This window comes from Gordonia alkaliphila (genome assembly GCF_039542465.1).
In the GTDB taxonomy this organism is placed as follows: Bacteria; Actinomycetota; Actinomycetes; order Mycobacteriales; family Mycobacteriaceae; genus Gordonia; species Gordonia alkaliphila.
This window is the reverse complement of record NZ_BAABIE010000007.1, coordinates 77,096-97,252: the sequence shown is the minus strand read 5'-3', so window position 1 is coordinate 97,252 and position 20,157 is coordinate 77,096. Positions and strand designations below refer to the sequence as shown.

22 protein-coding genes are annotated in these 20,157 nt (G+C 70.8%); 12 read left to right on the top strand and 10 right to left on the bottom strand.

The features are described from left to right. Positions 1-5: 5 nt before the first annotated feature. Entirely contained in the window at positions 6-1,298 is a 1,293-nt protein-coding gene (locus tag ABD989_RS09200; protein ID WP_345313250.1) for an ATP-binding protein, read from the top strand. On the opposite strand, the gene ABD989_RS09195 is transcribed toward ABD989_RS09200, so the two are convergent. Continuing rightward, positions 1,270-1,830 carry a GtrA family protein gene (locus tag ABD989_RS09195; protein ID WP_246994931.1) on the bottom strand — a complete coding sequence of 187 codons (561 nt, stop codon included), beginning with the start codon at positions 1,828-1,830 and terminating at the stop codon, positions 1,270-1,272. The two genes, ABD989_RS09200 and ABD989_RS09195, sit on opposite strands and share 29 nt — an antisense overlap. 210 nt (positions 1,831-2,040) lie before the next feature. Between ABD989_RS09195 and ABD989_RS09190 the strand changes: the two genes are divergently transcribed. The 3 genes from ABD989_RS09190 to ABD989_RS09180 are packed head-to-tail and all read left to right on the top strand — an operon-like array spanning position 2,041 to position 4,281. Further along, positions 2,041-3,249 carry a 5-(carboxyamino)imidazole ribonucleotide synthase gene (locus ABD989_RS09190; protein ID WP_345313309.1) on the top strand — a complete coding sequence of 403 codons (1,209 nt, stop codon included), beginning with the start codon at positions 2,041-2,043 and terminating at the stop codon, positions 3,247-3,249. A gap of 1 nt (position 3,250) precedes the next feature. Then, a complete protein-coding gene (gene purE / locus ABD989_RS09185) occupies positions 3,251-3,775 on the top strand; it encodes a 5-(carboxyamino)imidazole ribonucleotide mutase (protein ID WP_246994935.1) in 525 nt (174 codons plus the stop codon). Positions 3,776-3,777: 2 nt separating this feature from the next. Continuing rightward, a complete protein-coding gene (locus ABD989_RS09180; RefSeq protein WP_345313249.1) occupies positions 3,778-4,281 on the top strand; it encodes a mycothiol transferase in 504 nt (167 codons plus the stop codon). A gap of 125 nt (positions 4,282-4,406) precedes the next feature. On the opposite strand, the gene ABD989_RS09175 is transcribed toward ABD989_RS09180, so the two are convergent. Further along, positions 4,407-6,179 (bottom strand): 2-isopropylmalate synthase, encoded by a 1,773-nt coding sequence (locus ABD989_RS09175; RefSeq protein WP_345313248.1) that lies wholly within the window; start codon positions 6,177-6,179, stop codon positions 4,407-4,409. Between the two features lie 189 nt (positions 6,180-6,368). Here ABD989_RS09175 and ABD989_RS09170 point away from each other — a divergent pair, with 189 nt between their 5' ends. After that, on the top strand, positions 6,369-7,037 hold the full coding sequence (locus ABD989_RS09170) for a FadR/GntR family transcriptional regulator (protein WP_345313247.1): 669 nt from the start codon (positions 6,369-6,371) through the stop codon (positions 7,035-7,037). A 16-nt stretch (positions 7,038-7,053) separates the two neighbouring features. On the opposite strand, the gene ABD989_RS09165 is transcribed toward ABD989_RS09170, so the two are convergent. The 5 genes from ABD989_RS09165 to ABD989_RS09145 are packed head-to-tail and all read right to left on the bottom strand — an operon-like array spanning position 7,054 to position 10,663. Continuing rightward, positions 7,054-8,097: a nitronate monooxygenase gene (locus ABD989_RS09165; protein WP_345313246.1), complete on the bottom strand. Its 1,044-nt coding sequence runs from the start codon at positions 8,095-8,097 to the stop codon at positions 7,054-7,056. A gap of 10 nt (positions 8,098-8,107) precedes the next feature. Then, complete coding sequence (locus tag ABD989_RS09160) at positions 8,108-8,818, bottom strand: GNAT family N-acetyltransferase (RefSeq protein WP_345313245.1); 711 nt, start codon at positions 8,816-8,818, stop codon at positions 8,108-8,110. Next, entirely contained in the window at positions 8,815-9,636 is an 822-nt protein-coding gene (locus ABD989_RS09155; protein WP_345313244.1) for a dienelactone hydrolase family protein, read from the bottom strand. The genes ABD989_RS09160 and ABD989_RS09155 overlap by 4 nt, the downstream gene beginning before the upstream one ends. Continuing rightward, the gene (locus ABD989_RS09150) at positions 9,633-10,013 is read right to left on the bottom strand and encodes a nitroreductase family deazaflavin-dependent oxidoreductase (protein ID WP_246994946.1); all 381 of its coding nucleotides are present in this window, start codon (positions 10,011-10,013) and stop codon (positions 9,633-9,635) included. The genes ABD989_RS09155 and ABD989_RS09150 overlap by 4 nt, the downstream gene beginning before the upstream one ends. 17 nt (positions 10,014-10,030) lie before the next feature. Continuing rightward, the gene (locus ABD989_RS09145; RefSeq protein WP_345313243.1) at positions 10,031-10,663 is read right to left on the bottom strand and encodes a Type 1 glutamine amidotransferase-like domain-containing protein; all 633 of its coding nucleotides are present in this window, start codon (positions 10,661-10,663) and stop codon (positions 10,031-10,033) included. 57 nt (positions 10,664-10,720) lie between these two features. Here ABD989_RS09145 and ABD989_RS09140 point away from each other — a divergent pair, with 57 nt between their 5' ends. Both ABD989_RS09140 and ABD989_RS09135 read left to right on the top strand, forming a co-directional pair. Then, positions 10,721-11,308: a TetR/AcrR family transcriptional regulator gene (locus tag ABD989_RS09140; protein ID WP_246994950.1), complete on the top strand. Its 588-nt coding sequence runs from the start codon at positions 10,721-10,723 to the stop codon at positions 11,306-11,308. Between the two features lie 78 nt (positions 11,309-11,386). Continuing rightward, the gene (locus ABD989_RS09135; protein WP_246994952.1) at positions 11,387-12,550 is read left to right on the top strand and encodes an acyl-CoA dehydrogenase; all 1,164 of its coding nucleotides are present in this window, start codon (positions 11,387-11,389) and stop codon (positions 12,548-12,550) included. A gap of 67 nt (positions 12,551-12,617) precedes the next feature. Here ABD989_RS09135 and ABD989_RS09130 read toward each other — a convergent pair whose 3' ends face one another. Both ABD989_RS09130 and ABD989_RS09125 read right to left on the bottom strand, forming a co-directional pair. Continuing rightward, complete coding sequence (locus ABD989_RS09130) at positions 12,618-13,325, bottom strand: TIGR03089 family protein (protein WP_345313242.1); 708 nt, start codon at positions 13,323-13,325, stop codon at positions 12,618-12,620. Position 13,326: 1 nt separating this feature from the next. Next, positions 13,327-15,054 (bottom strand): LCP family protein, encoded by a 1,728-nt coding sequence (locus ABD989_RS09125; RefSeq protein ID WP_425556511.1) that lies wholly within the window; start codon positions 15,052-15,054, stop codon positions 13,327-13,329. Between the two features lie 145 nt (positions 15,055-15,199). Here ABD989_RS09125 and rfbD point away from each other — a divergent pair, with 145 nt between their 5' ends. The 3 genes from rfbD to manB are packed head-to-tail and all read left to right on the top strand — an operon-like array spanning position 15,200 to position 18,095. Beyond that, positions 15,200-16,114: a dTDP-4-dehydrorhamnose reductase gene (gene rfbD / locus ABD989_RS09120; protein ID WP_425556510.1), complete on the top strand. Its 915-nt coding sequence runs from the start codon at positions 15,200-15,202 to the stop codon at positions 16,112-16,114. After that, positions 16,111-17,016: a glycosyltransferase gene (locus ABD989_RS09115; RefSeq protein WP_345313240.1), complete on the top strand. Its 906-nt coding sequence runs from the start codon at positions 16,111-16,113 to the stop codon at positions 17,014-17,016. Before rfbD ends, ABD989_RS09115 begins: the two co-directional genes overlap by 4 nt. Before the next feature lie 5 nt (positions 17,017-17,021). After that, the gene (gene manB / locus ABD989_RS09110; protein WP_246994959.1) at positions 17,022-18,095 is read left to right on the top strand and encodes a mannose-1-phosphate guanylyltransferase; all 1,074 of its coding nucleotides are present in this window, start codon (positions 17,022-17,024) and stop codon (positions 18,093-18,095) included. Positions 18,096-18,104: 9 nt separating this feature from the next. Here the strand turns inward: manB and ABD989_RS09105 are convergent, their stop codons facing one another. Then, positions 18,105-18,758: an O-methyltransferase gene (locus ABD989_RS09105; RefSeq protein ID WP_246994961.1), complete on the bottom strand. Its 654-nt coding sequence runs from the start codon at positions 18,756-18,758 to the stop codon at positions 18,105-18,107. 185 nt (positions 18,759-18,943) lie between these two features. On the opposite strand from ABD989_RS09105, the gene sigE reads away from it, so the two are divergent. Together sigE and ABD989_RS09095 are read left to right on the top strand one after the other, a co-directional pair. Continuing rightward, entirely contained in the window at positions 18,944-19,597 is a 654-nt protein-coding gene (sigE, locus tag ABD989_RS09100) for an RNA polymerase sigma factor SigE (protein WP_281499825.1), read from the top strand. A gap of 208 nt (positions 19,598-19,805) precedes the next feature. After that, entirely contained in the window at positions 19,806-20,156 is a 351-nt protein-coding gene (locus tag ABD989_RS09095; protein ID WP_345313239.1) for a zf-HC2 domain-containing protein, read from the top strand. The last annotated feature ends 1 nt before the right edge of the window (position 20,157 follow it).

Sequence of the window (20,157 nt, the reverse complement as noted above, 5' to 3'; positions counted from 1 at the left end):
GGGCCATGATCGCCACCATGCTGGCGCTGGCGGTGCTACTCGGCGTGCCGCTGACCACGCTGACGTGGACCGGGATCTCGTTGGCCGCCCACGAGGACCTGGCCGACCGGCTCAAGAGGATCTCCGAGTACGTGCTGACCGAGGAGACCGCGGGTCGGTTGAGCGGACCGGAGGCGCTGGACCTGGACGACTTCCGTCTGTTGGTGCCCGGCAACGGCACGCTGGTGCTGCTCGGCCCCTCCGGGGTGGAGCAGGTGGGCCAACCGGCCGCCGAGCACGAGCTGTCCGAATCGGTGAATCTGGGACCGGGCTACGTGTTGACGCTGTCCATCCCGCGCAACGACGTGCGGTCGCGGCAATGGATCGCGGTGGCGGTGGTGGTGGTGGTGATCCTCGCGACGCTCGCCGTGGGCGTTCTGGTCGCCGTCGTCACGGTGCGACGGATGACGCAACCGCTGGAACAGGTGGCCACCCGCGCCTCGGCGATGGCGCGCGGCGACCTGAGTTCGCCCTGGCCGTACTACGGGATCGACGAACTGGACCGCGTGACCACCGCGCTGTCGGAAGCGAACACCGCGGTGGTGCGTCGCCTGGAACAGGAGGGGCAGGTGATCGGCGATGCCTCCCACCAGCTGCGCAGCCGTCTCACCGCGATTCACCTGCATCTGGACGAGCTGACCCTGCACCCGGATCCGGAGGTGGTCAGCGAGGCCGCCGAGACGGTGGCCCTGGTGGAGAAGCTGACCGCTGAGCTCGACGAGTTCGTCGCCGCCTCACGCTCGACGGGCGGCGAGCGCGCGCTGGTGGACGTGCCCGAGCTGCTTTTCGCCCTGGCGGGCGACCACGACGCGATGTTCAGCGCGGAGGGCCGACGGATCGCCGTCGAGGTCGACGGCACGCCGTCGCCGGTGCACGGCGGGCCGGGTCGTCTGCGCGAGGCTCTCAGCGCGTTGCTCGACAATTCGCTCCGCCACGGCGACGGCACCGTCACCCTGCGCGTGGAGGAGTTGGAGCCCGCGGAGGTGGTGCGTATCGCGGTGTCCGACGAGGGGGTGGGCGTGCCCGACGAGTTGGCGCCGGAGGTCTTCCGGCGCGGCTTCTCCGGTGGATCCAGCAGCGGCGTCGGACTGTCGCTGGCGCGGGCGCTCGTCGAGGCCGACGGCGGCCGACTGGACTTGGCGGCACGACGGCCAGCGGTGTTCACGATCGTGCTGCCGACCGGGCCGAGCGGCTCGGGCGGGCCCGGCGGGGGCCTGGTGTCGCCCGAATTCAGGCGTGGCCCAGTTCCTCATCGGTGAGTTCTTCGGGCGTGGGATCGAGGTCGGTGGAACCGCCCTGGCCGCCGGGCAGCTGCTGCTCGGGGAACGCGAAGCGGCGCAGCGCCCAGAAACGGAAGGCCATCTGCAGCAGATTGCCCAGGATGAAGGCGAGCACGAAGTCGACCACCGCCAACTCCACGGCGCCGAGGTTGTGGCGCATGTCGAAGACGTTGTTGCCCAGCCACAGCGGTGCGGCGGCCAGCACCACGCCGATGCCGCTGATCGCGAAGAACAGCAGGGCCTCGTGGTGTCGGGCGCGTCCGCCGCGGTTCTTGAACGCCCATTCGGCGTTGAGGATGTAGCTCAGAATGGTGGCGATCACGCCGGAGATGATCTTCGCGACCACCGGCTTCTCTTCGAGGACGGTGAAGATCAGGCCGTAGTAGATGGCCATGTCCACCACGAAGGTGGTGCCGCCCACGATGGCGAACTTGATGAACTCGGAGTATCGCAGTGCCAAGCGATGCAGGGGGTCGGGCAGCAGGGAGGCAAGCCCGTCGATGGATGGCACAAAGAGTCATTGTAGGGCTCCCGCGGTGCGGGCCGGAATCGTCGGCCCGGTTTGTGAGCCATTCGGTCCCGGGTACCGGGCCGAATCCGTCCGGTGCCCGGGGCCTCGTTGTGCCGATCGGGCGCCGATCGTGCCAGGATTGGCACCGTGAGTACGCCTTCTCCTTCCTCCCGCGCTGCTTCCCCCCGTGCTGCATCCTCCGGGGGCGGTCTGCCGACGGTCACCATGATCGGCGGCGGACAGCTGGCCCGCATGACCCACCAGTCCGCGATCGCGCTGGGCCAGTGCCTGCGCGTGCTCGCCGGGTCGGCGAGCGAGCCGGCCGCGGCGGTGAGCCCGGACGTGGTCCTCGGATCGCACGACGACCTCGACGACCTGTTGCGCGCGGCCGAGGGCGCGGTGGCGCTGACTTTCGATCACGAGGGCGTGCCCTTGGACCATCTGCGGGCGCTGGAGGCGCGCGGCGTGGTGGTCCGGCCGCCGTCCGCGGCCCTGCAGTACGCGCAGGACAAGATGCTCATGCGTGAGCGGCTCGCGAAGCTGGGGCTGCCGGTGCCCGCGTTCGTCGACCTGTCCGGTGACGTCGCCGCGGCCCGCGCCGCGCTGATCGAGTTCGGCGCCGCCCAGGACTGGCAGATCGTGCTGAAGGCGGTGCGCGGCGGGTACGACGGCCGCGGCGTCTGGCTGATCGACGGCGACGAGGCCGCCGCGTTGGCGGCCTTCGACGCCGCTGCGGGCGGCGACACCGTGCTGATGGCCGAGCAGAAGGTGCCGATGGCGCGCGAGCTCTCGGCCATGATCGCCCGGTCCCCGCACGGCCAGGGCGCGGCCTGGCCGGTGGTGGAGACCATCCAGCGCAAGGGCCAGTGCGCCGTCGTGCTGGCGCCTGCGCCCGGATTGGACCCCGAGACCGCCCAGCGCGCCCAGCAGATGGCGCTGGCGCTGGCCGACGAACTCGGCGTGGTCGGCAACATGGCGATGGAGCTGTTCGAGACCGTCGACGGCGACCTCGTCGTCAACGAGCTGGCGATGCGCCCGCACAACAGCGGCCACTGGACCATGGACGGCGCCGTCACGTCGCAGTTCGAGCAGCACCTGCGCGCGGTCCTCGACTACCCGCTCGGGGCCACCGCCGCCACGTCCGACGTCGTGGTGATGGCGAACATCCTCGGCGCCGAGCAGGCGCCGGCGATGTCGATGGACGAGCGCCTGCACCACCTGATGGCACGGATGCCCGAGGCCAAGGTGCACCTGTACGGCAAGGACGAGCGGCCCGACCGCAAGGTGGGCCACCTCAACATCGTCGGCCGACCGGGCCAGAGCCTCGACGATGTCCGCGAGCGCGCCGAGCGTGCCGCACACTGGATGAGCCACGGCGTCTGGACCGACGGCTGGGATCCCCACGAAGGAGAGAACTGACATGGCTGAAACCCCGGCAGGCCCCCCGGCCCCGCGCGTCGGACTGATCATGGGCAGCGACTCGGACTGGCCGGTGCTCAAGCCGGCCGCCGAGGCCCTCGCCGAATTCGGCGTGCCCTTCGAGGTCGGCGTGATGTCGGCGCACCGCACCCCGGGCCGCATGCTCGACTACGCGCAGACCGCCGCCGACCGCGGCGTACAGGTGATCATCGCGGGCGCCGGCGGCGCCGCGCACCTGCCCGGCATGGTGGCCGCGGCCACCCCGCTGCCGGTGATCGGCGTGCCGGTGCCGCTGAAGTACCTGGACGGCATGGATTCGCTCCTGTCGATCGTGCAGATGCCCTCCGGTGTGCCGGTCGCGACCGTGTCCATCGGCGGCGGCCGCAACGCCGGTCTGCTGGCGGTCCGCATCCTGGGCGCCACCGACGCGCGACTGCGCGCCGGGATGGCCGAGTTCCAGGCCGACCTGCAGGCCATCGTCCTGGAGAAGGACGAGAAGCTGCGTCGTTCGATCCTCGAAGACTGAGCATGCCGGGCGCGTCCGAGCGCGACGCGGCGCTGGAGGCCGCCTACGCGGTGGTGGCGGGTGAAACCTTCGACACCATCGCGGCCGTGCTGGACCGGTGCGACGATCGCACCGTCAACGCCGTCGTCGCGGAGGTGCCGGGCATGAATTCGGTGTTCGCGCTGGTGACGCACCTGGACGGCGTGATCGCCGATTGGGGCGGCAACCTGGTGGCCGGGGAGAAGATCCCGCGCGACCGGGCCGGAGAGTTCGCCGCGACCGGCACCGTCGTGCAGGCCCGCGTCCTGGTGGACCGGATGCGCGAGCGGCTGCCGCGGTACGTTCACCGCGCTTTGGCCGACGGGATCGCCGACCGCTCGGCCATCGGCTCCACCCGCGCCGACGCCGCGGCCGCGACCGGAGAGTTCGTGATCCTGCATCTGCTTCGCGAACTCACCCAGCACACCGGTCACCTGCAGATCTGCGCCGACCTCGTCGCGGGAGGAGAGGCCGCTGGCGCGAGGTGACCGGGGGGGCCGGTCACCACTGCAAGGTGCCGGTGGCCCGGTTCGCGTCCACGCACACGACCACGTGGTCACCGGCTTCCCAGGTCACTGCGTGCGGGTAGGCGAAGTTCAGCGTCTTCTGCGGATCATCGCCGGAGCGACTCGGTCTCCATCGTCGCTGCCTTCATGATGGCGGTCAGCGAGGCGGTAAGGACAGACCGATCCTTACCTGCGACCCATGCGGTACGCAGGCCGTGGCGGTATTCGACGAGGGTGATGGCCTCACTGTCGTTGCCGGCACCGGTACTGGTCTGATGGAGACTCAGGATCTCGACCGGGAATCCGTTCTGCGTGAGCGCTGTAGTGAGTGCCTCGATGGGCCCGATGCCGTCGTGGGCCGTGGTGCTGTCGACACCGCCGACGCCGAGGGTGACGGTGGTGTGGTGGCCGTTCGTATCGAAGCCGACGAGTTCGACCGGTGCCTCAACCGGAGCAGCGAGGTACGTGGTGCGGAAGATGTCCCAGAGCTGTCCGGCAGCGACTTCGCTGCCAGTATTGTCGGTGTGCTCCTGGACGTGGCGTGCGAAGTCGATCTGCAGGCGGCGCGGGAGTTCGATGCCGTACTCGGCTTCCAACAGGTACGCGATGCCGCCCTTGCCCGATTGTGAGTTCACGCGGATCACGGCGTCGTAACTGCGCCCGATGTCGGCGGGGTCGATGGGCAGATACGGCACCCGCCACTCGAGCTCCGACTCGGGCCGGTCTTCTGCGGCGGAACGGGTGCGGTGTTCGGTGAAGCCCTTCTTGATGGCGTCCTGGTGGGTGCCGGAGAACGCGGTGTGCACGAGGTCTCCGACGTAGGGGTGTCGGGGATGGATCTCGATACGGTTGCAGTGCTCGACGGTGCGGCGGATTTCGTCGATGTCGGAGAAGTCGATCATCGGGTCGATCCCCTGTGCGTGGAGGTTCAGGGCGAGGGTGGCGAGGTCGACGTTCCCGGTGCGTTCCCCGTTACCGAAGATGCACCCCTCAACGCGTTGTGCGCCGGCGAGGACGGCCAGCTCGGCGCAGGCGATGCCGGTGCCGCGATCGTTGTGGGGGTGCACGGAGAGGATCACGGCGTCTCGGCGGGCGAGGTTCTTATGCATGTACTCGATCTGGTCCGCATACACATTCGGCGTCGCGACCTCCACCGTCGCCGGAAGGTTCAGGATCACCGGCCGAGCGGTGGTGGCGTCCCACAGGGTTGTCATCGCGTCGCACACCTCGAGGGCGTAGTCGGGCTCGGTCAGGTTGAACACCTCGGGTGAGAACTCGAACCGGACGTTCGGCAGGTGTCCGGCGAACTCCAGTACGTCGCGACCGCCCGCAATGATCAGCTCTTTCACTCCGTCGCGCCGCTGGCCGAGGACGAGGTCGCGCCAGGTCGGGGCGGTGGCGGTGTACATGTGGATCACGACGGGATTCCGGATGTCGCGGATGGACTCCACGGTGCGCTCGATCAGCTCCCGCCGCGCCGGGGTGAAGACCACGATGGTGACGTCATCGGGGGCGATGTCGGTCTCGGCGATGAGGCGGACGAAGTCGTAGTCGGTCTGCGAAGCCGACGGGTAGCCGACCTCGATCTCCTTGTAGCCCATCGCGACCATCAGTTCGAAGAACTGCTGTTTACGGGCCGGATCCATCGGCTCAGCCAGCGCTTGGTTCCCATCACGCAGGTCCACCGGCACCCACAACGGTGCGGTCCTCAGCCGGTTGGCAGGCCAGTCGCGGGAAGTGATCGGCACCGGGACCCGCGCATAGACGTCCCGGTAGCGGTGCGAAGGCATCTGCGAGTGCCGTTGCCGATTCCACGTCAGCGCGTTGTCCGGGAGCGGGCCCACGGGGGTGACGAGGGTCGGGTAAAGGCTGCTGGTCATGGTCTGTTTCCTGTCTGAATCCTGCAGAGTCGATCGACCGGCGCACGTTGCGGCTCCACGTCGGGAAGCCGGTCTGGCTAGGCCCCGCCGTGGCAGCGAAGGAGAAGGAACCATGAGATGAGCACAGACCGAAGCTACCACAACTCCTCAGACAAGTAGAGGAGTGAATGGTTGTGGGAGAATACGCACATGACGATGGTGCGGCGCGAATCCCTCGCTGAGCAGGCCGCCGAACTCCTTGCCGTCCGCATTCGCGACGGGGAATGGGACATCGGGGGGAAGCTGCCGGGGGAGACGACGCTCGCTCCGCAGCTCGGCGTCGGACGCTCAACGGCGCGGGAGGCCATTCGTATCCTCGCGGGCCGCGGCCTCCTCGCGACCCGGCAGGGGGCGGGGGTGTTCGTGACCGCGACGGATGTCCCAGCACGGTGGGATGTGGTGGTTCAGCGTGCCGACATCGTCGCGGTCATCGAAGCGCGGACCGCGATCGAGGTCGAAGCGGCCGCGCTTGCCGCCGAGCGCCACTCGTCTGCGGAATTGACGGCTCTTCGCGAAGCATTGGACGAGCGGGAACAGCACCGCTCCGACATCGACATGCACGTGGCGACCGACATGGCGTTCCACCGCGGCATCATGGTCGCCGCACACAGCCCGATCCTGCTGGAGATCTTCGACAGCTTCGCGCCCCGCAGTCGTCGCGCCATGACCGACATGCTCCGCCTCCGCAGTCGCCACGGAGATGACGTCGATCAGGGCGTCCACGAACGCATCTACGAGGCGATCGCTGCACGGGACGTCGACGCCGCCGCCGGGCTGACCCGTGCCCACCTCCGCGCGCTCGAAGAGATGCTCGGCTGACCGCGTCGGCGGAGCACTAGTTGTTCGGGTTCAGATGTGCGACGACCTCGGCGGCCGACGCCGGCCGGGCGCCGCGCCAGCCGGTGCCCGCCCAGAGGTTGATCACCTGCGGATCGTCGGCCGCGGCCCGGCGCAGCGGCCCGGTCAGGGTGTTGACCTGCGGGTAGACCGGGGGTGCGACGTCGGTGAAGTCGCGGACGAAGTCGTTGACCAGCGCCCGGGCCAGCCGGCCGGAGTAGGCGCGGGTGGTGGCAGTGGCGGTGAAGCGCGGGTCGGCCAGCGCCGCCCGGTGCGCGGCCCGCGTGCCGGCCTCCGGGGTCGGCAGGAACAGGGTGCCGACCTGCGCGGCGACCGCCCCGGCCGCCAGGATCGCGCGGACGTCGTCGACCCCGCCGACCCCGCCCGCACCGATCACCGGTACGCCGAGACCGGCGACGGCCACGATCAGGTCGCCGACGCCGATCTCGCTGTCGTCGGCGAGGATCTCGAACGTGGACCGGTGCCCGCCGGCTTCGATGCCCTGCGCGCACAGCGCGGTACTGCCGGAGGCGACCGCGATGCGGGCCTCGTCAAGGGTGGTCACCGTGGTGACGGTGGCGATGTCGCGGTCGGCGAACGCGGCGTAGACCTTCGGTGCGGGAGCGCCGAAAGTGAACGACACGGCGGCGACCCGCTCGTCGAGCAGGACGTCGACCTTGGCCGCGAACGCGTCGTCGGTATAGGCGGGGGCGGTCGGCAGCTCGGCGCCGAACATCCCGGCCAACGGCAGCAGGCGGGCGCGGTACTCGTCGAACGCGGCGGCATCGAACACGAGCTCCTCGGGGACGAAGAGATTCACCCCGAACGGCGCGTCGGTGGCGGCACGCACCGCGGCGATCTCGGCGCGCAGCGCGTCCGGCGACAGGTAGGCGCCCGCCAGGATGCCGAAGCCGCCCGCCGCGCTGATCGCGGCGGTCAGCGCCGGGGTGGACGGACCGCCCGCCATGGGCGCCCCGACGATCGGCACGGCGAGCGTGGACGGATCGAACGCAGAAAGATCGAACGCAGAAAGATCAAACATGGACGGCTCCTCACTGTCGCGGGACCCCGGGTCGGCGGGGCACGCGCACGATCTCCAGGGTGACGGTGTTGCGGTGGACAAAGCCCATCGACTCGTAGAGGCGGCGAGCGGGATTGTCCTCGGTGGTGTGCAGGAAGACCTCGTCGCCGCGGTCGCGGATCCCGGCTGCCACCGCCGCGACGAGGCGGCGGGCCAGACCGCGGCCGCGGGCGTCGGGGTGCGTGCAGACCGCACTGATCTCGGTCCAGCCGTCGGGTCTGGCGCGCTCGCCGCCCATGGCGAGCAGGCGGCCGGTCGCCGGGTCGCGGTAGCCGAGGTAGCGGCCCAGCTCGATGGTGCGCGGCAGGAACGGGCCGGGGTTGGTCAGTTCCACCAGTGCGGTCATCTCGGCGACGTCGGCCGGACCGAGCACCACGAGTTCGTCGTCGGGAACGCCGGGCACGTCGACGCCGGTGTACTGAACCATGCCGAAGGTGCCGGCCACCGTCCACCCGTCCGGCAGTGGCACGTGGCGATCGCGCAGCCCGAGCGTCTGACCCGGTCCGGCCAGGGTCGCGAGGTCGGCGTAGACGGCGTCGGTCAGCGGCTCGGGATGGGCGAAGAAGACCGAGACGTCCGGCCGATAGGCGATCGCGGTGCCGTGGGTGCGGGCGAAGGACCGCTGCCGCCCGCGCAGCGCGTTCCCGAACGGATCGTCGAGAACGGCCTCGTCGAGGCTCACGCGGACGCCTCGAGCCGGGTGGCGAGGAAGTCGATCACCTGGTCGAGGGTGTCGCGGGTGGGCTGCCCGGGCTCGTCGATCAGGTGCTCGGTCAGCACCGAATGCGGCGGTATCCGGGAGGCGGGGTTCGCGGCGTCGTCGGGCAGTTCGACGCCCACGAACGCGTCGCCCAACTCCTCGCGCAGGAACTCGAAGCGGCTGCCCGGCACCAGCCGGTCGCCCTCGAAGCGGGCGCCGAGGACCTGCAGGCCCTTGGCGCAGCGCGCCTTGACGGTGTTCAGGTCGGCGCGGCTGATGTCGATGGTGCGGGCGCGGCCCGGGGTCAGGGCCAGCGGCAGCGACGGCTGGGACAGGACGGGTGCCAGCATGCGGTCGTCGACGGCCATCGCCAGGGCGAAGCCTCCGGTGACGCACATGCCGACCGCGCCGACGCCCGGACCGCCGCACTCGTCGTGCGCGCGGGCGGCCAGCGCCCGCAGCCAGGTCACGACCGGCGAGGACCGACCGGTCGCGAAGAGGGTGAACTCGCGGGAGACACATACCCTGCTGAAGGCCCGGGTGAAGACCGCGCCCACCCGCGCCAGGTCGGTGGCGCCGTCGGGCATCGGGTCGGCGCCGTCGGTGCCGAACAACGACGGCACGTACACGGTGAGGCCGCCGGCGGCGACCCGTCGCGCGAACGTGATCACCTTCGGCGTGATGCCCGGGATCTCGGCCAGCACGAGCACCGCGGGGCCGGCGCCGAGCCGGTAGTAGCGGTGCGTGGTGCCGTCGTGGGTGAAGTCGGCGCGGGCGAAGTCGTCGAGCAGGTCGGTCACGACGGCTGCTCGACGATGCGGCCGAACAGCACGCCCTCGAACGGGCGGCCGACGTAGCGGGCCAGGCCGACGATGTCGGGGGAGTCGGGCGGCAGGATGCGCGCGCCCGCGACGTGCACGCGCTCGCCCTCGCGCACCAGGGTGAACTCGCCCGCGGCGAGCACGTTGCGGACCCAGTCCGACTGGGTGCCGTAGGTCAGCGGAATCGACACGCGGCCGTGGTCCACCCAGCACAGCACCGGGTTGGAGTAGGCCTTGCCGGACGTGCGGCCGACGTGCTCGACCACCGCCCACGGCGCGACCCGGGGCGCCCAGATGCCTTGGATCGGATTGGTGACGTACTTGTTGATGCGGGCGACGACCTGGGGGACTCTCATGCCCTCGAACGCTACCGCTACCGGGACGGGATCGGCGTGACGTCGGCGTCGGTCACCAGCAGTGCCTGGTCGTCGGGCAGCATGATCAGCGGCATGCGCGGGGAGTAGCGCGCGTCGATCTCGGCGATGATCTCCGCCGGATACTGGGGGATCTGGCCGTCCGAGTGCGGCACCACCGACGCCTCGAGCAGCCCCAGGCCGCGCAGGTCGGTGAGTCCGGGCGCGGCGGCGACGTCGTCCATCAGCGAGACGGGTTCGGTGCTGGCGCCGGCGAGCACCGATCCGGCGCTGAGGCCGATGTACGGGAGTCCGGCGCGGACCTTGTCGGCCAGCACGACGTCCAGGCCGTGCCGGCGCAGATGATGGAGCAGCACGTAGGTCTCGCCGCCGCAGACGTACAGCGCGTCCAGTGCGTCCAGGCGCGCCGCGAAGGCCTCCGGCGAGGTGTAGTCGCGGGCGGTCACCACCTCGGGGCGGTACCCCAGTTCGGCGAGGCGCGCGGTCTCGATGGCGGTGAACACCGCGTCTCCGTAGGGCAGCGCCGCGTCGTTGAGGTAGCCGAGGCGGACGGCCGAGCGCGGGCCGGGGGCGGCGTCGTCGAGGAAGTCGGTCAGGGCGCCGATGCCCCACGAGAGCAGTAGCAGTCGCATACCGGCAGCGTAGTGCCGGGGAGACGCCGCCGCCGGGCGCGGTGAATACTGGGGCGCATGGTCACCACCGAGCAGGCGTCGATCGACGCATCCGAGTTCCGGTTGCATGTGGCATCCGAGTCCCTGCGGCTGTTCGCCGAGCGCGGGTACGAGGCGACCACCGTCGATGACATCGCCGCGGCCGCGGGAACGTCCCGCCGCACCCTCTTCCGGCAGTTCGGGTCCAAGGAGGACCTGATCTTCGCCGACCACGAGTCCCTGCTCGATCAGGTCGCCGAGCACCTGGCCTCGGCCGTCGACGACGACGATCCGTGGTGGGTGGTGTGCGAGGGCGCGGAGACGGTGTTCGCCCATTTCGCCGACAACCGCGATCTGGCCGCCCGCCGCTACGCGGTGGTGTCGCAGGTCGCGAACCTGCGCGACCGGGAACTGGTGACCGCACTGCGCTACCAACGGCTCTTCGAGGAGCACCTGCGCCGCACGCGGCCGGATGCGCCGCCGGCTCGGGTCGTCGCCTACGCGGCCGCGGTCACCGCGGTGCACAACTATCTGCTCCGCCAGGTCAGCCGCGGCGATGCGGACGCCACGGCCGCGGTGCTGAACGCCGAGCTGCGACGACTCTGGGAGACGCTCGCCGAACGCTGAGTGTTGACTCACCCCCGCCGTCGTGGTGCACTTGAACCGAACCGGCTGTGGCACTTAGTGCCAGGAGGAGTGTAGACAATGGCATTCGGCAACCCTGATTTCGATCTGTTCCAGCTTCCCGAGGAGCATCAGGCGCTGCGCGAGGCGATCCGTGCCCTCGCGGAGAAGGAGATCGCCCCCTACGCCAAGGAGGTCGACGAGAACGCCCGCTTCCCCGAGGAGGCCCGCAAGGCTCTCGTGGACAACGGCTTCAACGCCATCCACGTGCCGGAGCAGTTCGACGGCCAGGGCGCGGACTCCGTCGCCGCCTGCATCGTGATCGAAGAGGTCGCCCGCGTCGACGTCTCCGCGTCGCTGATCCCCGCCGTCAACAAGCTCGGCACCATGGGTCTGATCCTGGCCGGTTCCGAGGAGCTCAAGGCGCAGGTGCTGCCGTCGATCGCCTCCGGTGAGGCGATGGCCTCCTACGCGCTGTCCGAGCGCGAGGCCGGTTCCGACGCCGCCGCCATGAAGACCCGCGCCCGCCGCGAAGGCGATTCGTGGATCATCAACGGCTCCAAGTGCTGGATCACCAACGGCGGCCAGTCGAGCTGGTACACCGTGATGGCGGTGACCGACCCGGAGAAGGGTGCCAACGGCATCTCGGCGTTCATGGTCCACAAGGACGACGAAGGCTTCACGGTGGGCCCGCTGGAGCACAAGCTCGGCATCAAGGGCAGCCCCACCGCTGAGCTGTACTTCGAGAACTGCACCATCCCGGCCGACCGCATCATCGGCGAGGAGGGCACCGGCTTCAAGACCGCGTTGGCCACCCTCGACCACACCCGCCCGACCATCGGCGCGCAGGCCGTCGGTGTGGCGCAGGGCGCCCTCGACCAGGCCATCGCCTACGTCAAGGAGCGCAAGCAGTTCGGCAAGACCATCAGCCAGTTCCAGGGTGTCGAGTTCATGATCGCCGACATGGCGATGAAGGTCGAAGCCGCTCGCCTCATGGTCTACAGCGCCGCGGCGCGCGCCGAGCGCGGTACCGGCAAGCTGGGCTTCATCAGCGCCGCCTCCAAGTGTCTGGCCTCGGACGTCGCGATGGAGGTCACCACCGACGCCGTGCAGTTGTTCGGCGGTGCCGGCTACACCACCGACTTCCCGGTGGAGCGCATGATGCGCGACGCCAAGATCACTCAGATCTACGAGGGCACCAACCAGATCCAGCGGATGGTGATGGCGCGCGCTCTGCTGCGCTGACACCCCGCCCGATCGGGCAGACCCGGGAAGCGGATCGCGGCCACCATCGGTGGCGGCGGTCCGCTTTTCACGTCAGGGTGAGGTCGGTGTGCTCGGTGTCGGCGATCGCGGCCAGATCCAGGTCCGCGGCCGGATCGGCGTAGACCAGCGCCGCACCGACTGCCATCGGGGCCACCAGGTGGGCGAGGACGTCGTCGGCGGTGCGCCACGGTCGTGTCGACAGCACCCGTGCCCCGGCGGCGATCCCGTCCGCGGCGGCGGACGCGCGGGCGGCGGCGAGCGTCTGGTCGACGCTGCGGCCGAGCATCGCTTCGCCGCCGACGCCGCCGGGGGAGAAGTGGTCGCCGTGCGGACGCACGGTGTCGCCGAAGTCGGCGGCGAACGGCGGCAGATCGGCGGTGCGTCCGGCGAACGGATCCAGCGGCAGCACCACCGTCTCCTCGGCGTCCGGGTAGGCGTCGACGCCGGCGAGGTCGGTGAAGACCACGCGCGCCTCGGTGGCGGCGTCGTCGCCGATGTCCACACGCAGACCCGCCCACCAGCTGCCGAGCAGCACGGCCGCGGTCTGCCAGTGCTCGGGCGCCGCCACGCCCACGGCGTCGCCGGGGAACAGGCCGGCTTCGTCGCGCAGATAGTTCGCGATCTTGGCCGCCCAGTTCTCCAGGGTCGCACCGGACAGGCCGATGCGCTGGGCCGCCCCGTAGTAGGTCAGCAGGGGGCGTGCGCGGTCGTCGACGGCGGCCAGCAGGGCACCGGTGAGCGTCGGATCGGCCATGTCAGTTCACGCAGACCGGGCCGTCGGTGTCGGCCTTGATCGCCGTCGGAGCCTTGGCGGTGGATCCCGGCGCGGCCGGCGAGTTGCCGTCGGCGGCGTTGTCGCCCTGCGGGCCGGTGTTCCAGATGGCGCCGAGACCGGTGTAGGTGTTGGTGAGCACCGCGCGGACGCGGTCGTCGGGCAGCGAGGAGTCCTCGCGGATCTCGATGTTTCCGCCGAGATCCCGGGCGAGCTGGCGGGCGCCGTCGTTGTCGGTGGAGTTCGCGAAGATGATCGAGTCGAACTCGTTCATCGGCTTGCTCGACGCCTCGCCCTCCTTGTAGCCCTTGGCGGTCAGCAGCCCGGCGACGTTGGCGGCCAGACCGTCGACGGTGCCGGCGTTCACCACGTCCACGGTGATCCCCGCGCGGCCGCCGGACTCGCCCTGGGCGGCGGTGCCGAGCTGACGATCGACGAACGTCTTGACCTGTGCGGGATCCACCTCGACGACGCTCTGCGTGCCGTCGTCGCTCCACCCGTGATCGGTGATCACCGGGATGGTGGTGAATTTGACGTCGCCGCCGCTGAGGTCCTTGAGCGAGTTCGCGAGGTTCAGGATGTCCCAGCCGTCGTCGATCGCCACCGACCGCGCCACGGCGGTCTCGAGCTCGCCCAACTTGGCCGGGTTGGTGAGGGTCTGGGTCGACAGGATGCGCTGCGCGAGGGAGGCCATGTACACCTGCTGGCGGGTGATGCGGTCGAGGTCGCCGCGCGGCAGATCGTGACGCTGGCGCACGAAGCTGAGCGCCTTGGGGCCGTTGAGGGTCTGTCGTCCGGCTCGGAAGCGGGCGCCGGACAGCGGCTCGCGGACCGCCTGCTTGAGGCAGACCTCGACGCCGCCGACGGCGTCGGTGAGCAGCGCGAAGCCGAGCAGACCCACCTCCGCGTAGTGGTCGACGGTGACGCCGGTGAGGTTCGCGACCGAATCGATCAGCGCCTTGCGGCCGGCTTTGATGCCCTCGTTCTCGGCGGTCTTCTCGTCGGTCCCCGACTCGACGGCGGTACGACGCACCGTCTCGCGGGTGGAGCCGTAGGCCGCGTTGATCTTGCTCATGCCGATGCCGGGGACCTCGACGTAGGAGTCGCGGGGGATGGAGACGGCGGTCGCGGTGGTGCCGTCGTTGGGGATGCGGATCAGCAGGATCGTGTCCGTGGAGGTGGTGATCTCGTCGCCGACCCGCAGCCACTTGAGCTCCTCGTCGCTGAGCGGGTTGCCCTTGGCGTCGAGGCGGGAGTCGGTGCCGACCAGCAGGATGTCCATCGCGCCGTCGGCGCCGCCGCCGAGTCCGAGGCCGCCGACCAACGTCACCGACGAGTTGAGGCTGGAGATCCGGCTCCAGCCGTATCCGGTGACGACGAGGACCACCACGGTCAGCAACGCGACCAGGCCGCGGCCGAAGGGCAGCAGCTCGTGGATGGTGCGGCGGGGTCGCGGCGGCCCAGGCTTGCGCGGTCCGGTCTTGGTGGTGGCCGCGGCACGACGCGGCCGGGTGTGGATCTCCTCCGAGGAGGTGCGCTGGCGTGTCGAGCGGGCCCGCGTGGAGACCGGAGTGGCCTTGCCCGAGCCGCGGGCGGCCTCCTCGGCGGCCCGCATCGGAGGCGTGCGGCGTCCGCGACGTTCCGGCTCGCCGCCGCCGGACGATGCCCGGCCGCCGGCGCGTCGGTCTCGACCTTCGCGGCGTGGTTCCACCCTCGTGCGTCCCCTCGGTGTTGCAGATGTGACAAGTGTGGTTTCACCCTACTGGTTCGCGACGGCTGGACGCGGTGCGCAACGCCGGTGGTGTCGGACACGCACGCGTGGCGCGAGGGCGGGATCGGCGGTGCGGTGCGGCACCATGGCACCCATGTCCACCCGCATTCATCTCGTCGGTGCGGCCGGCCAACTGGGGGCGGCCTTCGCCGCGCGCACGCCGGCCGACGTCGACCTGGTCCGCTACACCTCGACCGACCTGGACGTGACCGACGCCGCGCAGGTGCGGTCGGCATTGGCCGAGCTGCGGCCCGGGGAGACGGTGGTCAACGCCGCCGCCTACACCGATGTCGACGGCGCGCAGGAGGACGCGGCGGGAGCGTATGCGGTCAACGCCGACGGGCCGGGTCACCTCGCCGCCGCCACGGCCGCGGCCGGCGCTCGGCTGGTGCACGTGTCCACCGACTACGTCTTCGCACCGCCGCCCGGGCAGAGCGCGCCGCTGGAGCCCGGCGATCTGGATCCGGCCGCGACCCCGGCGACGGTGTACGGGGCCAGCAAACTGGCGGGGGAGCGCGCGGCCCGCGCCGCCGATCCGTCGACCACCGTGGTGCGCACCGCGTGGGTGTACACCGGCGGCCTCGACTCCCCGGACTTCGTCGGCACCATGCGTCGCCTCGAGGCCGCCCGCCCGGAACTGTCCGTGGTCGACGATCAGCGCGGCTCGCCCACCCATGTCGGTGACCTGGCCGACGGACTGTGGGAACTGGTGGGGCAGGTGGGCGAGGCCGACGACCGCACCGCGGGCGCCGTGCTGCACGCCGCGGGCGGCGGCGAGGCCACGTGGTACGACCTGGCGTGCGCGGTGTTCGCCGAGATCGGCGCCGACCCGGCGCGGGTGCACCCGTGCACCACGGCTGATTTTCCGCGCCCCGCGCCGCGCCCGGCGTTCTCGGTGCTCTCCGGGCGCTCCTGGGCGGCCGCCGGACTGACCCCGCTGCCGCACTGGCGCGGCGCGCTGTCGGCGGCGCTCGCGCCCGACGCTAGGCTGTTGCGGTGACTTCCCAGCCCGTCCCGCCGGTCGGCGTAGTGACCGTGACGTACTCCTCCGGCGAGTATCTGCACAATTTCCTGCGCACCCTGAAGACCGCGACTACCGCGCCGGTGCAGGTGATCATCGCCGACAACGGCTCCGACGACGGCGCACCGGAGGCGGCCGCGGCCGACGATCCCGCGGTGACGCTGGTGCACACCGGCGGCAACCTCGGCTACGGCGGCGGCATGAACCGCGGCGTCGCCGCGCTGGACCCGGACGTCGAGTTCATCGTCATCGCCAACCCGGACATCGAATGGTCACCCGGCTCGCTCGACGAGCTGCTCGCCGCGGCGCGCCGCTGGCCGCGCGCCGGCGCCCTCGGCCCGCTGATCACCGAACCCGACGGCACCGTCTACCCGTCGGCCCGCCGCGTGCCCGATCTGGTCTCCGGCACCGGTCACGCCCTGCTCGGCAAGGTGTGGAAGAACAATCCGTGGACGGTGCGCTACCGCAATGAGGACGCCGCACTCGTCGAGCGGCCGGTGGGCTGGCTGAGTGGCTCGTGCCTGCTGGTGCGTCGTGCCGCGTTCGACAGCATCGACGGCTTCGACTCCCGCTACTTCATGTTCATGGAGGACGTGGACCTCGGCGACCGCCTGAGCACGGCGGGCTGGCTGAACGTCTTCGTACCGTCCGCGGTGGCGATGCACGCCAAGAGCCATTCGGTGTCCCGGCATCCCGAACGCATGATCGCCGCGCACCACGACAGCGCCTACCGCTTCCAGGCCGATCGGCACCCGGGCCCCGCGTGGGCGCCGGTGCGCTGGGGCCTGCGCGCCGGACTGGCCGTGCGCGCCAAACTCGAGATCGCCGCCGCGCTGCGCGCGCAGGCCGCCGACTCCGCGTCTACCGAAGAAGAAAGGTGACCCTCGTGGCTACTGACGTTCAGGCCGTGATCCTGGTGGGCGGCAAGGGCACGCGCCTGCGGCCGCTCACCCTGTCGGCCCCGAAGCCGATGCTGCCGACCGCCGGCGTGCCGTTCCTCACGCACCTGATCTCCCGGATCCGGGATGCGGGCGTCACCGACATCGTGCTCGGCACGTCGTACCAGGCGGAGGTCTTCTCCGATTACTACGGCGACGGCGCCGACCTCGGCGTGAAGCTCACCTACGTCACCGAGACCGAGGCCCTCGGCACCGGCGGCGGCATCCGAAACGTCTTCGACGAGCTCACCGCCGACACGGTGCTCGTGTTCAACGGCGACGTCCTCGGCGGCACCGACATCCGCGAGGTCCTCGACACCCACCGCAGCTCCGATGCGGAGGTCACCCTGCACCTGGTCCGCGTCGGCGATCCGCGGGCCTTCGGTTGCGTGCCGACCGACGGCGACGGCCGGGTCACCGCGTTCCTGGAGAAGACGCAGGATCCGCCCACCAACCAGATCAACGCCGGCACGTACGTGTTCCGGCGCGAGGTGATCGCCGAGATCCCGGCCGGACGTCCGGTCTCGGTGGAGCGCGAGGTGTTCCCGCGACTGCTGGCCGCCGGCCGTCACGTGCACGCCTACGTCGACGACGCCTACTGGCGCGACATGGGCACCCCGGAGGACTTCGTCCGCGGCTCGGCCGACCTCGTGCGCGGCATCGCGCCGTCGCCCGCTCTCCGCGGCGCGGGCGGCGAAGCACTGGTCAAGGACGGTGCGCAGGTCGCGCCCGACGCGGTCCTGATCGGCGGCACGGTGATCGGCGCGAACGCGAAGATCGGTTCCGGCGCCCGGCTCGACGGCGCGGTGATCTTCGACGAGGCCGTCGTGGAGGACGGCGCGGTGGTCGAGCGCAGCATCGTGGGCTTCGGCGCCCGCGTGGGTGCCGGCGCCCTGGTCCGCGACACCGTGATCGGCGACCACGCCGTCATCGGCGCGCGCTGCGAACTGCTCCGCGGCGCCCGGGTGTGGCCGGGAGTACAGCTGCCGGAGAGCGGTATCCGCTTCTCCACCGACGTCTGACCGCGGCGGTCAGCGCGCCTTCGCGGCCGCCAGCAGACCCGTGCCCACCGGTACGACGGCCGGCAGCAGCCGGTCGTCGTCGGCGATCAGCTGGGCGGCCTCGCGCGCGGTGAAGGTGCGCGGATCGTCGGACGACGGGTCGGCGATGGTGCCGCCCGCGGACGCGTTGTTCACCACGAGCACGCCGCCCGGCCGCAGGATCCGCACGGCCTCGGTCACGTAGGCGGGGTAGCTCAGCAGCGGACCGTCGATGAACACCACGTCGTAGGTCTCGTCGGCCAGCCGGGTCAGCACGTCCGTCGGCGCGCCGGTGATGAGCCGTGTGCGTCCCGGCGCGATGCCGGCATCGGCGAACGCCTGGCGCGCGGCCCGGTGATGTTCGGGTTCGGGATCGATGGTCGTCAGGATGCCGGTCGGTGGCATGCCGGCCAGCAGCCACAGCCCGCTCACGCCCACCCCGGTGCCGATCTCCACCACGTGCTGGGCGTTCGCGATCCGGGTGAACAACGACAGCAGGGCACCGGTGGCGGGGGAGACGGCCGTCGCCCCCAGTTCCTGGGCGCGGGCCCGCGCCGACCGCAGTGCATCGTCTTCGATGATGGCGGATTCGGCGTAGGCGGCCAGCGCGGCGGCGGACTTGTCAGTCGTGCCCAGTTCAGTCATGTCCAGTAGGGTGCCACGACCTCGACCGACCTGCGCGAGTGGCGCGCCGGACGTGGGCCGCATCGCACGCCGACTCCCGCCCGGACGCTTCCTCAGCGAACACTCAGGCCGGTAACAGCGATCGCACACCGGAGTACGACAGGCTGTGCTCTGTCGGTTCGGGAATACCGGCCGCACCAGCGGTGTTGGACCGCTCACAGTCACGAAAGGACTCGATCAACACGGTGAAGGCATCACAACGCAGTGAGGCACACGCTTCCTTCGCGGGAACCGCAGGGTTCGACGCGAGCGGCGACCGCACGCTGATGCCGACGTGGGAGGACCTGGTCGCCGAACACGCCGACCGGGTGTACCGCCTCGCTTTCCGGCTCAGCGGCAACCAGCACGACGCCGAGGACCTCACGCAGGAGACGTTCATCCGCGTCTTCCGTTCGCTGAACAAGTACCAGGCCGGCACCTTCGAGGGCTGGCTGCACCGCATCACCACGAACCTGTTCCTGGACATGGTGCGCCGCCGCGCGAAGATCCGCATGGAGGCCCTGGAGACCGGCTACGAGCGGATCAGCGCCGACACGCCCGATCCGCAGCAGGCCTACGCCGACGCCAGCCTGGACCCGGACCTGCAGCAGGCGCTCGACGCGCTGGCGCCGGAGTTCCGCGCCGCCGTCGTCCTGTGCGACATCGAAGGCCTCTCGTACGAGGAGATCGCGGCGACCATGGGCGTCAAGATGGGCACCGTCCGCAGTCGTATCCATCGCGGCCGGCAGGGGATCCGCGAATTCCTCGCGGCGCGCGGGCACACCGACAGTCGTTCGGTGGCCGTCGGCCACGGTGTTTGATCCCTCGGTGTTTGATCCCTCGGGGTTTGATCCCTCGGTGTTTGATCCCTCGGTGTTTGATCCCTGGGGGCGTAGTCCTTGTGGGCCTGATCGCTTGGGGCTGGATCCGTCGGCGGCTGAACCCCTCGGCGGGGACGTTCGGTTAGGCTGGATGCATCTCCGCCGCGACCGTGGTGGGAGTCCTGCTGGTGTGAAAGAGGTGCCGCCCGTGGCAGACGACCGAACCTCCCGGACACGGCGCTGGACGTCGGCGGGTGCGACCTTCGCCCCGAATCCGGAGTATCGCGCCGGTCGCGCCTTCGGCTCCACCGATCACCTCGCCGCCGACGCGGTCGTCGCCTACGTCGACGGGGTGCTGCGCGGTACCGCCCGCGGCCGCGCCGAGGAACACCTGCGTCTGTGCCCGGGTTGCGCCGCCGAGGTGTCCGCCCAGACCGACGCGCGGTCCCTGCTGCGCGGCTGCGGCGAGGTCCATGCGCCGTCGAGCCTGATCGGCCAGCTGAGCCAGATCCCCACCCGCGAGATCGATGTGCGCGACGTGCGCCGACGGAGCCGCTGAC

Bases quoted from the DNA above. Each gene is read 5' to 3' on its own strand.
- ABD989_RS09175 (WP_345313248.1), bottom strand. From the start codon at position 6,179: ATGACCAGCAGCCTTTACCCGACCCTCGTCACCCCCGTGGGCCCGCTC.
- ABD989_RS09170 (WP_345313247.1), top strand. From the start codon at position 6,369: ATGACGATGGTGCGGCGCGAATCCCTCGCTGAGCAGGCCGCCGAACTC.
- ABD989_RS09140 (WP_246994950.1), top strand. From the start codon at position 10,721: ATGGTCACCACCGAGCAGGCGTCGATCGACGCATCCGAGTTCCGGTTG.
- ABD989_RS09180 (WP_345313249.1), top strand. From the start codon at position 3,778: ATGCCGGGCGCGTCCGAGCGCGACGCGGCGCTGGAGGCCGCCTACGCG.
- ABD989_RS09165 (WP_345313246.1), bottom strand. From the start codon at position 8,097: ATGTTTGATCTTTCTGCGTTCGATCTTTCTGCGTTCGATCCGTCCACG.
- ABD989_RS09130 (WP_345313242.1), bottom strand. From the start codon at position 13,325: ATGGCCGATCCGACGCTCACCGGTGCCCTGCTGGCCGCCGTCGACGAC.
- ABD989_RS09200 (WP_345313250.1), top strand. From the start codon at position 6: ATGATCGCCACCATGCTGGCGCTGGCGGTGCTACTCGGCGTGCCGCTG.
- purE (WP_246994935.1), top strand. From the start codon at position 3,251: ATGGCTGAAACCCCGGCAGGCCCCCCGGCCCCGCGCGTCGGACTGATC.
- rfbD (WP_425556510.1), top strand. From the start codon at position 15,200: ATGGCACCCATGTCCACCCGCATTCATCTCGTCGGTGCGGCCGGCCAA.
- ABD989_RS09145 (WP_345313243.1), bottom strand. From the start codon at position 10,663: ATGCGACTGCTACTGCTCTCGTGGGGCATCGGCGCCCTGACCGACTTC.
- ABD989_RS09135 (WP_246994952.1), top strand. From the start codon at position 11,387: ATGGCATTCGGCAACCCTGATTTCGATCTGTTCCAGCTTCCCGAGGAG.
- ABD989_RS09105 (WP_246994961.1), bottom strand. From the start codon at position 18,758: ATGACTGAACTGGGCACGACTGACAAGTCCGCCGCCGCGCTGGCCGCC.
- ABD989_RS09150 (WP_246994946.1), bottom strand. From the start codon at position 10,013: ATGAGAGTCCCCCAGGTCGTCGCCCGCATCAACAAGTACGTCACCAAT.